This window comes from Neisseria arctica (genome assembly GCF_022870905.1).
In the GTDB taxonomy this organism is placed as follows: domain Bacteria; phylum Pseudomonadota; class Gammaproteobacteria; order Burkholderiales; family Neisseriaceae; genus Neisseria; species Neisseria arctica.
Genome location: NZ_CP091510.1, coordinates 241,366 through 254,736 on the forward strand (window position 1 = coordinate 241,366; position 13,371 = coordinate 254,736).

The 13,371-nt window shown below is 45.1% G+C and carries 11 protein-coding genes; 5 read left to right on the forward strand and 6 right to left on the reverse strand.

Annotation, left to right across the window (positions count from 1 at the left end; translation table 11 throughout):
- The first annotated feature begins 103 nt into the window (after positions 1-103).
- Genes LVJ86_RS01045 through LVJ86_RS01060 form a run of 4 tightly spaced genes read left to right on the forward strand, consistent with a single transcriptional unit; the run spans position 104 to position 3,967 of the window.
- Positions 104-1,264 carry a polysaccharide biosynthesis/export family protein gene (locus LVJ86_RS01045; RefSeq protein WP_047760027.1) on the forward strand — a complete coding sequence of 387 codons (1,161 nt, stop codon included), beginning with the start codon at positions 104-106 and terminating at the stop codon, positions 1,262-1,264.
- Between the two features lie 41 nt (positions 1,265-1,305).
- Entirely contained in the window at positions 1,306-2,523 is a 1,218-nt protein-coding gene (locus LVJ86_RS01050; RefSeq protein ID WP_235284572.1) for a capsule biosynthesis protein, read from the forward strand.
- Positions 2,523-3,320 (forward strand): ABC transporter permease, encoded by a 798-nt coding sequence (locus LVJ86_RS01055; RefSeq protein WP_047760026.1) that lies wholly within the window; start codon positions 2,523-2,525, stop codon positions 3,318-3,320. The genes LVJ86_RS01050 and LVJ86_RS01055 overlap by 1 nt, the downstream gene beginning before the upstream one ends.
- Entirely contained in the window at positions 3,317-3,967 is a 651-nt protein-coding gene (locus tag LVJ86_RS01060; protein ID WP_047760025.1) for an ABC transporter ATP-binding protein, read from the forward strand. Before LVJ86_RS01055 ends, LVJ86_RS01060 begins: the two co-directional genes overlap by 4 nt.
- Positions 3,968-4,072: 105 nt before the next feature.
- On the opposite strand, the gene LVJ86_RS01065 is transcribed toward LVJ86_RS01060, so the two are convergent.
- From LVJ86_RS01065 to LVJ86_RS01085, 5 genes are all read right to left on the reverse strand, one after another.
- Complete coding sequence (locus LVJ86_RS01065; RefSeq protein ID WP_047760024.1) at positions 4,073-6,910, reverse strand: valine--tRNA ligase; 2,838 nt, start codon at positions 6,908-6,910, stop codon at positions 4,073-4,075.
- A gap of 358 nt (positions 6,911-7,268) precedes the next feature.
- On the reverse strand, positions 7,269-7,553 hold the full coding sequence (locus tag LVJ86_RS01070; RefSeq protein WP_047760023.1) for a helix-turn-helix domain-containing protein: 285 nt from the start codon (positions 7,551-7,553) through the stop codon (positions 7,269-7,271).
- 892 nt (positions 7,554-8,445) lie between these two features.
- The gene (gene map, locus LVJ86_RS01075) at positions 8,446-9,225 is read right to left on the reverse strand and encodes a type I methionyl aminopeptidase (protein ID WP_047760022.1); all 780 of its coding nucleotides are present in this window, start codon (positions 9,223-9,225) and stop codon (positions 8,446-8,448) included.
- Between the two features lie 294 nt (positions 9,226-9,519).
- Positions 9,520-10,302 (reverse strand): indole-3-glycerol phosphate synthase TrpC, encoded by a 783-nt coding sequence (gene trpC / locus LVJ86_RS01080; RefSeq protein WP_047760021.1) that lies wholly within the window; start codon positions 10,300-10,302, stop codon positions 9,520-9,522.
- Positions 10,303-10,552: 250 nt separating this feature from the next.
- The gene (locus LVJ86_RS01085) at positions 10,553-11,161 is read right to left on the reverse strand and encodes a trimeric intracellular cation channel family protein (protein WP_047760020.1); all 609 of its coding nucleotides are present in this window, start codon (positions 11,159-11,161) and stop codon (positions 10,553-10,555) included.
- Between LVJ86_RS01085 and LVJ86_RS01090 the strand changes: the two genes are divergently transcribed.
- Positions 11,133-11,282, forward strand: coding sequence for a hypothetical protein (locus tag LVJ86_RS01090; RefSeq protein ID WP_161796036.1), 150 nt, complete (start codon positions 11,133-11,135; stop codon positions 11,280-11,282). The genes LVJ86_RS01085 and LVJ86_RS01090 overlap by 29 nt on opposite strands.
- 101 nt (positions 11,283-11,383) lie before the next feature.
- Here LVJ86_RS01090 and dxs read toward each other — a convergent pair whose 3' ends face one another.
- Complete coding sequence (dxs, locus tag LVJ86_RS01095; protein ID WP_047760019.1) at positions 11,384-13,267, reverse strand: 1-deoxy-D-xylulose-5-phosphate synthase; 1,884 nt, start codon at positions 13,265-13,267, stop codon at positions 11,384-11,386.
- Between the last annotated feature and the right edge of the window lie 104 nt (positions 13,268-13,371).

Sequence of the window (13,371 nt, forward strand, 5' to 3'; positions counted from 1 at the left end):
AGGTATTTTAGGCATAGAATGTAATAAATCTTAATAAAACATTTCAAATTTTTTGGATACAGTGGGTTGTAAGATTGTTAGTGCGAATTTTAAGTGTAAGTTTATGAAAAAAATATTTTTAAGTACAATATTTTTCTGCTCAATATTATCAGGGTGTGGCATGTTGCCATCTTCAGGGCCAGGAACTCAAAAAGTGATTGGCTTGCAACAGGGTCACTCAAATATGTTGCCTGAAGTCCAACTAATTGAAGTAGATGAAGCTGTCACATCTATGATGTACAGAAAAAAAATTAGCCAATCTTTTGGACAGTTTGCGGGGACGGCTGTATCTTCTGGAACTGTTAATATTGGTGACATTTTAGATATTACCATTTGGGAAGCACCTCCGGCTGTCCTATTCGGCGGATCCTTGGGCGCGGCTGGTTCGGGCTCCGCGCAGTTGACTAAGTTGCCGGAGCAGATAGTTACAGCAAAGGGTATGATTTCGGTACCATTTGTAGGTGATATTTTCGTGGCGGGAAAAACACCCGTACAAATTCAAGATTTGATTAAAGGCCGTCTGAAACGGATGGCGAACCAGCCTCAGGTCATGGTGCGTTTGGCTCAAAATAATACAGCTAATGTATCTGTGATCCGTGCCGGCAATAGTGTGCGCATGCCGTTGACCCCTGCAGGAGAAAGAGTGTTGGATGCAGTAGCGGCGGTAGGTGGTTCTTCTAGTAATGTTCAGGATACCAATATTCAGCTTACGCGAGGGGACGAAGTAAAAACGGTAGCTTTGGAAGATTTGGTAGCTAATCCGCGGCAAAATATTTTATTGCGGCGCGGCGATATAGTGACGATTATCACTAACCCTTATACTTTTACTTCTATGGGTGCTGTGGGTAAATCACAAGAAATCGGCTTCTCTGCTCGAGGGTTATCTTTAGCGGAAGCAATTGGTCGCATGGGTGGTTTACAAGATAGACGTGCAGATGCCCGCGGAGTGTTTGTATTTAGATATACACCTTTGGGAGATTTGCCTAAAACTGATCAATATAAGTGGTTGGCTAAGGGTTATGATATTGAAACGGAAGTGCCTGTAGTGTACCGCTTGAATTTGGCAGATGCCAACTCTTTATTTTGGATGCAGCGTTTCCCTGTAAGAAATAAAGATGTGTTGTATGTTTCTAATGCTCCGCTGGTGGAGGTGCAGAAATTTTTGCAGTTTGTTTTCTCTCCTGTGGTTAGTGGTGCGAATAGTATCAATAACATTGCCAACTAATCCGTCCGAAGCTAAAAATTTCTATTTTAAAGTTGTGAAAAATGTCAGAAAAAAATATGGCAAACCCTAATACACCCACAATCACCGCTGAGAATTTGGCAGCGGTAGAGGCAGAGAAAAAAGTTGTGGTAAATGGCGATTCGAAAAAGCTTAAGAGTTTAAAGAAGTTAAAAAAGCATACTTCACCATTATTTCTAATCACGGTATTACTACCTACTTTATGTTCCTTAATTTATTTTTCTTTTTGGGCCTCTGATCAATATACGTCGGAATCCAGCTTTGTTGTTCGTTCTGCCAGAAATCAAAGCTCACTCACCGGCTTGGGAGCTTTGCTCCAGAGTGCGGGTTTTGCCCGTGCTCAAGATGATACGTATACGGTTCAAGCGTATATGCGTTCACGTTCTGCTTTGAATGAGTTGCAAAAACAATTACCTGTTCGTTCTTTTTATGAGAGCAAAGGTGATGTTTTTAGCCGTTTTAATGCGTTCGGCTTATGGGATTCCAATGAGGCTTTTTATCAATATTATGCCAAGAAGGTTGGTATTAACTTTGACTCTGTGGCGGGTATATCGGTATTAAGCGTTCAATCATTTGATGCCAAAGAATCGAAACAAATTAATGAAGCCTTATTGAAAAAAGGTGAAGAGTTAATTAACCAGCTTAATGATCGTGCCCGTAAAGATACTGTGGTATTTGCCGAGCAAAATGTACGTATAGCTGAGGAACGGGTAAAAGAATCTGCAGATAACTTGATGCTTTATCGCACCCAAAACGGTATTTTTGATTTGAAGGAGCAATCAGGAGTACAAATGGGTTTGGTTTCGAAATTGCAGGATGAATTGATTGTGATTCAAACACAATTGGATCAGGTTCGCGCCGTAACACCCGATAATCCTCAAATTCCGGGCTTATTGGCAAGGGAAAAGAGCTTACGTAAAGAAATTGATATGCAAATGCAGAAAATTTCTGGATCTGGTTCTAGCTCCATTGCCAGTAAAGCTGCTGAATATCAGCGTTTATTTATTGAAAATGAATTAGCAGAGAAGCAATTAGCCGCAGCGATGACCTCTTTGGAAAGCGCAAAGGCTGAGGCAGATCGACAACAGCTTTATTTGGAAGTAATTTCACGCCCAAGTGAACCCGATATGCCCCAAGCTCCAAGCCGACTATATAACATTGTTGCTACGTTGATTATTAGTTTAATGATATATGGTGTTTTAAGTTTACTGACTGCTAGTGTACGCGAGCATAAAAATTAATGAAAGCTTTGCATCAAACATCTTTTTTGGAGTCTGTACAGATTCAAAAACGCGTCATCGGTGCTTTGCTGATGCGTGAAATTATTACGAGATACGGGCGTAGTAATATTGGTTTTTTATGGCTATTTGTTGAGCCATTGCTGATGACTTTGCTGATTGTTGTATTGTGGAAGTTTCTACGTGCAGATAGATTTTCTGATTTAAATATTGTTGCTTTCGTGTTGACGGGTTATCCGATGGCAATGATGTGGAGAAATGCTTCTAATCGTGCTATCGGTGCAATTTCTGCCAATGCCAGTTTGCTTTACCATCGCAATGTTAGGGTATTGGATACTATTGTTGCACGGATTGTTTTAGAGGTAGCGGGTGCCACGATTGCCCAAGTAGTGATTATGGCAATTTTAGTGGCTATTCACTGGATTGAAATGCCCCAAGATATTTTCTATATGCTTTTGGCATGGCTTCTAATGGCAATGTTTGCGGCAGGGCTTGGATTTGTGATTTGCTCGATAGCGTTTAAGTTTGAGGCGTTCGGTAAAATTTGGAGTACACTCAGTTTTGTTATGTTGCCTTTATCTGGCGCTTTTTTCTTTGTCCATACTTTACCGATTCAAGTACATGAATATATCTTGCATGTACCTATGGTGCATGGAACAGAGATGTTCCGTGCGGGCTATTTTGGCAATTCTGTAATCACTTACGAAAACCCTTGGTATCTTTTACTTTGTAATCTCGTATTGCTGTTGTTGGGCTTGGCTATGGTTAGTAAGTTCAGCAAAGGGGTTGAGCCACAATGATTTCCGTCGAGCATGTTTCTAAACGTTATCAAACCCGAAGCGGTTGGCGTACAGTATTGCATGATATAAATTTCAGTCTTGAAAAAGGTGAAAAAGTTGGCATTCTCGGGCGAAACGGGGCGGGGAAGTCAACACTGATCCGTTTGATCAGTGGTGTAGAACCGCCAACAGAGGGTGAAATTAGGAGAACAATGAGCATTTCGTGGCCCTTGGCATTTTCGGGAGCCTTTCAAGGCAGCCTGACCGGAATGGATAATTTACGCTTCATTTCTCGTATTTATAATGTAGATATTGACTATGTGAAGAACTTTACCGAAGAATTTTCCGAGCTCGGGCAATATTTGTATGAGCCGGTAAAACGTTATTCTTCAGGTATGAAAGCACGTTTGGCATTTGCATTATCTTTAGCAGTTGAATTCGATTGTTATCTGATTGATGAGGTGATTGCTGTAGGTGATTCTCGTTTTTCTGCCAAATGCAAATATGAGTTGTTTGAAAAACGTAAAGACAGATCCATTATATTGGTTTCACATAGTCATAGTGCGATGAAGCAATATTGTGATAATGCAATGGTTTTGGAGGCGGGTAGGCTGCATCAATTTGAGAATATGGATTTGGCCTATCAATATTACAATTCACAGCTATAACATAGAGTAGGTTTTTTGATATCTGTATTGCTTTTAGGTATCTGGATAAATAAACATGCCGTCTGAGACAATGGTTTCAGACGGCATGTTTATCATTTAGGTTGGCTAACTTGCCAATTTAGTCAGTTGGGCTTGTACTTTAGTCATTTTGTCATTTAAATCGGCCAACTCTGTTTTATCTTTTTCCACCAAATGCGCCGGGGCTTTTTCGGTATAACCTGGTTTCGAGAGTTTGGCATTAAGCTTATCTAATGCTTTTTGCAACTTCTCGGCTTCTTTGGTAAGGCGGGCGCTTTCAGCGGCTTTATCGATTTCGACTTTGAGCATGAGCCGTGCGTTTTGACAAACAGCTACAGGCGCATCATCACCTTCCGGTAGTTTATCAACTAATTTTGCTTCGGTGAGGCGAGTCATAGAAGGCAGATATTGCAGCAATTCTGTAGCTACGGTTCCTTCTACCAAAAGTGGTGCTTTTACATTAGGTGCGATACCCATTTCACCTCGCAGGTTACGTACGGCACCGATAAGTTCTTGCAGAGCAGCCATTTTTTCAAAGGAAGCGGGAACGATTTTTTCACTGTCCGCTTGGGGCCAATTTGCCAGCATGATGCTGTCGGTATGTTTGGCATTGGCCAAAGGGGCAATGGTTTGCCACAATTCCTCGGTAATGAAGGGCATAATCGGGTGTAGCAGGCGGAGAATAACTTCTAAAACGCGCACTAAGGTACGGCGTGTGGCACGTTGGGTGGATTCGCAACCGCCTTGGATTTGTACTTTGGCCAGTTCGATATACCAGTCGCAGAAATCGTTCCATACAAATTCATACAGCGTTTGTGCGGCCAAATCGAAGCGGTAGGTATCAAAAGCTTCTGCTACGGCGGCTTCGGTTTGTTGCAAACGGCCGATAATCCATTGGTCGGCAAAGCTATAAGCTAAGGGTAGGCTTTCATCTTGACCGCAATCCTTATCCTCAGTATTCATAAGAACAAAGTTGGTAGCGTTCCATAATTTATTACAGAAATTACGGTAGCCTTCGGCACGTTTGAAGTCGAAATTAATGCTGCGGCCCAAGCTGGCATAGCTAGCCATGGTAAAACGCAGAGCATCTGTGCCGAAAACGGGAATACCTTCGGGGAATAATTTTTTAGTAGCCTCGATAACTTGGGGTGCTTTTTCAGGGCGGCGCAGGCCGGTAGTGCGTTTTATCAGTAGATTTTCCAAGTCGATACCGTCGATCAAATCCACGGGGTCGATAACGTTGCCCTCTGACTTGGACATTTTTTTACCTTCGTGGTCGCGCACCATGCCATGGATATAGACATCTTTAAACGGTACTTTGCCGGTAAAGTGGGTAGTCATCATAATCATACGCGCTACCCAAAAGAAAATGATTTCGTAGCCTGTTACCAAAACATTGCTAGGTAAAAAGGCTTTCAATTCAGCAGTTTCAGACGGCCAGCCCAGTGTGGAGAAAGGTACGAGTGCGGATGAGAACCAAGTATCCAGTACGTCTTCATCGCGTGTGAGTTCGGTATTTTGTGCCAGTTTTTGCGCTTCGGTTTCGCTGCGGGCAACATAACAGTTGCCTTCTTCATCATACCAAGCTGGGATTTGGTGTCCCCACCAGAGTTGGCGGGAGATACACCAGTCTTGAATATTGTTCATCCATTGGTTGTAAGTATTTACCCAGTTTTCGGGGATAAATTTTACGGCACCGCTGTCAACGGCATGTTTGGCTTTCTGTGCCAAGCTCATGCCTTTGAATTCGCTTTCTGGTTCGGCTTGTACGCTACTGTCGGGTGTTGCGCTCATGGCGACAAACCATTGGCTGGTCAGCATGGGTTCGATCACCGAACCAGTGCGGTCGCCTTTGGGCGTCATCAAGGTGTGGGGCTTGATTTCAACTAATAAGCCTTGTGTTTCCAAATCAGCTACGATTTGTTTGCGTGCAGCAAAGCGGTCAAGCCCGGCATAGGCTTTTGGTAAAGCGAAGTTTTCTTGTGCTTCACCTTTAAAGTTGAAAACTTCTGCTTGCGGCAGGATACGTGCTTGTAAGTCCAAAACATTAACCAAGGCGGTATTGTGGCGTTTGCCGACTTCGTAATCATTGAAATCGTGTGCGGGCGTAATTTTAACGCATCCTGTACCGAAATCTTTTTCAACATATTCATCCGCAATTACGGGAATACGGCGACCGGTAAGAGGTAACAGTAATTCTTTGCCTATGAGTGAGGCATAACGTTCGTCTTCGGGATGTACGGCTACGGCTACGTCACCCAAAAGGGTTTCGGGACGGGTGGTGGCGACGATCAGGCCGGCGGAGGGATCATCTGCTAGCGGATAGCGGATATGCCACATGCTGCCTTGCTCTTCTACGCTTTCCACTTCCAGATCAGAAACGGCGGTGCCAAGTACGGGATCCCAGTTGACCAAACGTTTGCCGCGGTAAATCAAACCTTGTTCAAACAAGCGTACGAATACTTCGGTAACTACTTCCGCACGTACGTTGTCCATAGTGAAATATTCACGGCTCCAATCTGCAGAGCAGCCCATACGGCACATTTGTTCGGTAATGGTACCGCCGGACAGGTTTTTCCATTGCCATACTTTTTCTAAAAATGATTCACGGCCCAAATCATGGCGGGAAATGTTTTGTTCGGACAATTGGCGCTCGACGACGATTTGCGTGGCGATACCCGCATGGTCTGTACCGGGAATCCAGCAGGTATTTCTGCCCTGCATACGGTAGTAACGGGTTAGGCCGTCCATAATGGTTTGGTTGAAAGCATGGCCCATGTGCAGGGTGCCGGTTACATTAGGAGGCGGTAATTGGATGGAGAAAGAAGGTTTTTCGGCATCCATATTCGGTTGGAAATAGCCGGCTTGTTGCCAGCGTTGGTAATGTTTGGCTTCGATTTCGGCGGGGTTGTATTTGTTTAGCATGGTTCTGCAGATTGAAATAATGTTTAATCGTGCGATTATAACGTAAACAGCCGTCTGAAACCTAGTTTCAGACGGCTGTTTACGTTATTTAAAATGTGGCCAAACAGCTTGGGTAGGATAAGTGTATCGGTCGCATTGCCTTGAAAAAAGCATCTCTGTAGCACTACGGACACAGATTGTTTGGCAGCATTTTACCTGATCCGATTTCCAAATTTTAGGTTTTCGGTGGGTATATCGGAAAAAATTAGCTTATCAATTACTTGATGAACCACTATCAGCGGTGAGAGTATGTATTTCCCGATTTTTATATAGCGGAGCAGCTTTGGTATTATCCGTAGCCGCCGCTTAATTTATGATCTTACTTGCTTTTGGCTTCTTTTTTTAAAGCGGAATATAGATCGGGGTGGCGCTCTTTTAAGAGGGCGGCGATTGTCATATCGATACGGTTGACTTTAGCCAAGTCGATTTTTTCGATATGCACCAAACGGAGCAGTTCGCGTACGGGTTTAGGCATATTTCGGCCTGATTCGTAGCGTGATCCTCCTGATTGTGTGACACCGATACGGCTCCAAAAATCCATTTGGTTCAAGCCGAGTTTTGTGCGAATTTCACGGATATTTTCGATTTGCTCGAACGATTTCATAGCTAGAACTTTCCTTCTTCTCATTATGTTTTAAGGCAGAGCCGTTTTATTTACTGCGGACGCAGTTTCAGACAGCATCTGAATTATTTGCATAATTGTTTATTATAACAATAGTAATAATAACACTTATTTTGAATAATGGCGCAATGAGTGATTTCAACATAAGTGATTGATGCAGTATAAGCGCTTATCAGTCAGATGCAAGAGGCGGGAATTAAAAAAAATCAAACTGATTGCTTTTATATTGACTATAAAGGAAAAGTTTTAACATAACTTTATAAATCAAAGGTTTCTATGGTTAAGTTTGGTGCCTTCACTCTATCATCATTAATATATAATTATTTCGATTGGGAGATTTTCTAATGAGAAAATTTTATAGAGTGATAGGGAACTTTTAGGTAAAAACAGGAGTGATTTTGAATGGTATTGATTTATCAGAAGTTGATATATTTTTTAATTTAAATGTCATGGAATAATGTGGAGGTAAATAGGGAATTTTTACCCATTTAGGTTTTTTTTTATATGGAAAATATCGGCAAATTTATCATGAATCAGGTGTGAAAGTATAAATGATGCTCATTATGTATATTGAATTTTTGCTTAGGCGAAATGAATTTTTGGGGGTAAAAAAGCCTTATGGCGGTACTTTGTAAAATTGTTACCTGAGTGTTGTATTTAAGATGTATCCTGGTTTCTGTCGCAAAATTAATTGGCATATTGCATAGTAGTAGTGCCTGTGATTGTAAAGCTGTATTTTTACCACAGGGTGATATTGGGAAAATAGTTGGGGAAGTACAAGGCTGTTGGTAAGTAGGTAAATGAACACCCTGCTTGAGGGTGACAGACAAGCAGGGTAAAAAGAGAAATTTTTCAAAGGGAAAATAGCAGGGTTTTATGGTTTCCCGGTAGCTGGGCTGATGGTTAGGATTTCGTAGCCTGTTTCGGTGACTAATACTTCGTGTTCCCATTGGGCTGAGAGTGAACGGTCTTTGGTGACCACTGTCCAGCCGTCGGCCAAAATACGCAGGTGCCGCTTGCCTTGGTTAATCATGGGTTCTATAGTGAAAATCATCCCCGGTTTGAGCACCATGCCTTGCCCTTTGCGGCCATAGTGTAATACTTGGGGAGCTTCGTGAAAGCCTCGGCCGATACCGTGGCCGCAGAATTCCTGCACGACCGAATAACCGGCATTTTCGGCTACTTGTTGGCAGGCATAACCGATATCGCCCAAAGTGGCACCGGGTTTAACGGCGGCAATGCCGGCCATCATGGCTTCATGAGTAACGTCTATAAGGCGTTGCGCTTGTGGACTGATGGTGCCGACGGCAAACATACGGCTGGAGTCGCCATGGAAACCGTCTTTTTTGATGGTGACGTCGATATTGATGATATCGCCGTTTTTTAAGGGCTTGTCATCGGGAATGCCGTGGCAGATAACATGGTTGACGGAGGTGCAGCACGATTTCGGATAGGGCGGGTTGCCGTAGTTTAAGGGCGCGGGATAGCCGCCTTGTACGTTGATATGATAGTCGTGAACGAGTTGGTTGAGCTCGTTGGTAGTAACGCCGGGTTTGACGAATTGGCCGATATAATCCAGGGCTTCGGCAGCCAGACGGCCTAATTCACGCATTTTTTCGATTTCTTCGGGCGTTTTGATGATAACTTGTTCCATGTGTGTCCTTGTGCATTCAGACGGCCTTGGTTTAGAAGCCGTCTGAAAAATGGGAATCATATTCAAAATATGATTCCATTATAGCCCGAATCTGTGTGCCTCGCAGCTATCGGGCTGTTTACTATCGTGAAAAATACCGGAACATACCGCAGTAATACTTTATATCAGCGTAAATATTCTGTGCTTTACTTAATAAGCAACTTTTCAGGTTAACAGAAGAGATCACTGATGTATTGTGGAGAATAATCAAAGGCCGTCTGAAAAATTCAGACGGCCTTTGAGCAAAATAAATATTTAAAATAGGGCTTTAACCGCAATTTCAATGTTGTCGGCGCGCATAAAGGTTTCGCCGATTAAAAAGGTATGGATTCCGTGGGATTGCATAAAATCGACATCGGTTTTACCGGTGATACCGCTTTCTGTAACAATAGTCTTACCCTCGAGTAACGGCAGCAAATCTAAAGTTTGTTGCAAGGAAACTTCGAATGTGCGCAGATTACGGTTGTTCACGCCTACTAACGGGGTGGTGAGCTTGCGGCATTTTTGCAATTCTCCGGCATCGTGCAGCTCAAGCAATACCGTCATGCCTAAAGAGTGGGCGGTGGCTTCTAGTTGCTCAAGTTGATCTGCTTCTAATGCGGCAGCAATTAGTAAAACCGCATCTGCACCCCAAGCGCGGGCTTGATAGATCTGGTATTCGTCAATAATGAAATCTTTGCGAAGCACAGGTAGTGAAACGGCTGCCCGGGCTTGGCGCAGGTATTCCGGCGAACCTTGGAAGTATTGCTCGTCGGTGAGTACCGATAAGCAGGCGGCACCTGCCCGTTCGTAGGCCTGGGCAATTTCTACCGGATTGAAGTCTGCACGAATCAGGCCTTTACTTGGACTGGCTTTTTTGACTTCGGCGATAATGGCAGGTTGGCCAGCAGCATGTTTGGATAGAATTGCATTGAGAAATGGGCGGACAGGTGATGCGGCTGCAGCCTGTCGCTTGATTTCTTCGGTTGGAATTGCGGCTTTGGCGGCTGCGACTTCTTCGGCTTTGGTCGCTAAAATCTTATTCAGAATATCGGTCATAAAAGGGGCTCCGGGCAGGGACGGTAGTTTTTAAGAGATAGCGGCATTGATATTGGATTCTTGAGGGTGCCGTATCGATACGGGTTTACCGGGGTGGTTGCGGCGATTATACGGGATTGCAGAGGGGAGAAAAACACTGTAGCACCAGACAAAATCTGAAATAGCGAACGTTTGCTTGCAAGGGTTGGCATTGGAGTAGCTGCTTTTTGATTTTCAGGCGGCCTCTTAGGCGGTGTATGTCATGTCTCTTTTAAAAGCGCGGTAACGCCCATGATACGCGGTGTGCCCACAAGCGTAAGGCATAGCCGCCCCATAGCAGGATATTCAACGTTAGCGTATTCACCCAGCCAAATGAATCCAGCGCATATAAGGCTAAGCCGATGATGACTGATACAGTACCGTAAAAATCTTTACGCAGAATCATCGGAATATCGTTCACCAACGTATCACGCACAATACCACCGCCTACGGCGGTAATAAACCCCAGCATCACTACGCCGAATAAATTGAGTTCGTACATCAGCCCCACTTGCGCACCGGTAATGGTGAAAGCGACCAGCCCGAGAGAGTCGGCCAGTAGGAATAAGGCTGCCAATACTTTTTTGCGGTTATTTTGTAATTTGAACAGCCAGGCTAATAGCAGGGTAATGCCAATAACAATCAAGGCCGTATTTTGGGTAAAAACCGCAGGTGTACGATTTACTAACACATCGCGCATCATGCCGCCGCCTATGGCGGTCAGGAGGGAAACAATCAAAACGCCTAAAATATCAAGCCGTTTGCGTACGCCGACCAGGTAGCCTGAAATGGCAAATGCGGCAGTGCCGATAATGTGGATGATTTCTGTGGTGTGGTTCATGGTAGTGTCGTGGGTAAGGGCGCGTGAAATGCGGGCGAACCGTATGGCAAAGCCGGTTTTTGTAGCGGTATTGTTTTATGGTTGCAGCTTATTGGTAGGCGTTATCAGTAAAAATAGTTAAATAGTGCGTATTGTCGTTTGTTTAACCGTATGGCTTTGAGTAACGCAATAATGCCGTCTGAAATTTTCAGGCGGCATTATTGCGTGAGGGCGGCGGTTTGTTTATGCCTGAAGCCAAGTGCTGATTTTATTGCATAAGGCTTCGGCACTCAGACCTTGCTCTTCGAGCAGACGTTTCGGGTCGCCATGTTCGGTAACACAGTCGGTTACGCCGAGTGTTAATACCGGTTTTAAGATGCGGTGTTTAGCCAATACCTCGAGTACGGCACTGCCTGCACCACCCGGTAGCGTATTCTCTTCTATGGTAACCAAATAATCGTGATTTTGTGCCAACCGGAGAATCAATTCTTCATCAATCGGTTTTACGAAACGCATATCGGCTACGGTAGCATCCAGTGTTTCGGCTGCCGACAATGCAGGTTGAACCATGCTGCCGAAAGCGATAAGGGCGGTTTGTTTGCCCTGGCGTTTGATGATGCCTTTACCGACCGGGACGGTATCCAGGCCGTCTGAAACTTCAACGCCTGTGCCTGAGCCGCGCGGATAGCGTACGGCAGTAGGGCAGTCGAGCTGATAACAAGTAGACAGCAATAGGCGGCATTCTGCTTCGTCACTGGGTGCGGCAATTACCATATTGGGTACGCAGCGTAGGAAACTCAGGTCATATAGGCCGGCATGGGTAGGGCCGTCGGCACCGACAATGCCTGCACGGTCGATGGCGAATAATACGGGCAGGTTTTGCAGGGCGACATCATGTATCAGTTGGTCGTAAGCGCGTTGCAGGAAGGTTGAGTAAATAGCCACAACCGGCTTCATACCTTCGCAAGCCAAGCCTCCGGCAAAAGTTACCGCGTGTTGTTCGGCGATGCCTACGTCAAAATAGCGTTGGGGAAAACGTTGTTCAAACTCCACCAAGCCGCTGCCTTCGCGCATGGCAGGGGTAATGGCAGCCAAGCGTGAATCGGCCGCTGCTTGATCGCACAACCATCGGCCAAAAATTTGGGTATAGGTAGGTTTGGCGGGAGCGGCGGGGGGCGGTGTTTCGCCTTCTTTGGCTAAGGTGGCAACCGCGTGGTATTTCACCGGATCGTTTTCAGCCAGTTTGTAGCCTTGGCCCTTTTTAGTGATAACGTGCAATAGCTGCGGACCCTTACGGTTGCGCAGGTCTTGCAATACTTCTACCAATTGTTCGACATCGTGACCGTCAACCGGGCCGGTATATTGGAAGCCGAAGTTTTCGAATAATGAAAGAGACTGCTTTACATGCTCGGCTTCGTTGGCGATGGTTTTGATTTTATGTTCGACTTTTTGGGCGATTTCCATAGCACCGGGCAATACGCCCAATACTTTGCTGGATTGCGCTTTGATACTGCTGAGCAGACCGTGCATATCTCGTACGACATTGCGGGCAAGGTATTTGGGTAATGCGCCGACATTGGGCGAGATCGACATTTCGTTATCGTTGAGGATAACGAGCAAATCCACATCCATATCGCCCGCACAATTGAGCGCTTCAAAAGCTTGTCCGGCCGTCATCGCGCCGTCGCCGATAATGGCGACGCTGCGTTTGCCATTGCCGGCCAGTTTGTCTGCTACGGCCATACCCAAAGCAGCGCCGATAGATGTCGAAGAATGGCCGACGCCGAATGCGTCATATTCGGATTCTGAGCGTTTCGGAAAGCCCGCCAAGCCGCCGTATTGGCGCATAGTGCCCATTTGATGTTTGCGGCCGGTAAGGATTTTGTGCGGATAGCTTTGGTGGCCAACGTCCCAAACCAGTTTGTCATCGGGTGTGTTGTAAACATAATGCAGTGCAACGGTCAACTCTACTGCGCCGAGGTTGCTGGCAAAGTGTCCGCCGGTTTTTCCTACGGACTCCAGCAGGAAATGACGTAGCTCCGCGGCAAGTTGCGGCAGTTTCTTTTTATCCAAACGGCGGAGGTCTTCGGGTAGCTCAACGGTATCAAGTAGGGAGGTGTGGCTCATAGCATATTGTTTTTTGAAATAATGGGCGGATTATAGCAAGAGTTTGCGGGTGAAAGCAGCCTTATTTCAATCATGGTCGAGTCTTGCGGATGGCAGGTAGTAAG

What these genes read in the sequence shown, in the direction of transcription:
- map (WP_047760022.1), bottom strand. Translation starts at nt 9,225, where the DNA reads ATGGAACAAGTTATCATCAAAACGCCCGAAGAAATCGAAAAAATGCGT.
- LVJ86_RS01070 (WP_047760023.1), bottom strand. Translation starts at nt 7,553, where the DNA reads ATGAAATCGTTCGAGCAAATCGAAAATATCCGTGAAATTCGCACAAAA.
- LVJ86_RS01060 (WP_047760025.1), top strand. Translation starts at nt 3,317, where the DNA reads ATGATTTCCGTCGAGCATGTTTCTAAACGTTATCAAACCCGAAGCGGT.
- LVJ86_RS01085 (WP_047760020.1), bottom strand. Translation starts at nt 11,161, where the DNA reads ATGAACCACACCACAGAAATCATCCACATTATCGGCACTGCCGCATTT.
- LVJ86_RS01045 (WP_047760027.1), top strand. Translation starts at nt 104, where the DNA reads ATGAAAAAAATATTTTTAAGTACAATATTTTTCTGCTCAATATTATCA.
- trpC (WP_047760021.1), bottom strand. Translation starts at nt 10,302, where the DNA reads ATGACCGATATTCTGAATAAGATTTTAGCGACCAAAGCCGAAGAAGTC.
- LVJ86_RS01090 (WP_161796036.1), top strand. Translation starts at nt 11,133, where the DNA reads ATGTGGATGATTTCTGTGGTGTGGTTCATGGTAGTGTCGTGGGTAAGG.
- LVJ86_RS01055 (WP_047760026.1), top strand. Translation starts at nt 2,523, where the DNA reads ATGAAAGCTTTGCATCAAACATCTTTTTTGGAGTCTGTACAGATTCAA.
- LVJ86_RS01050 (WP_235284572.1), top strand. Translation starts at nt 1,306, where the DNA reads ATGTCAGAAAAAAATATGGCAAACCCTAATACACCCACAATCACCGCT.
- LVJ86_RS01065 (WP_047760024.1), bottom strand. Translation starts at nt 6,910, where the DNA reads ATGCTAAACAAATACAACCCCGCCGAAATCGAAGCCAAACATTACCAA.
- dxs (WP_047760019.1), bottom strand. Translation starts at nt 13,267, where the DNA reads ATGAGCCACACCTCCCTACTTGATACCGTTGAGCTACCCGAAGACCTC.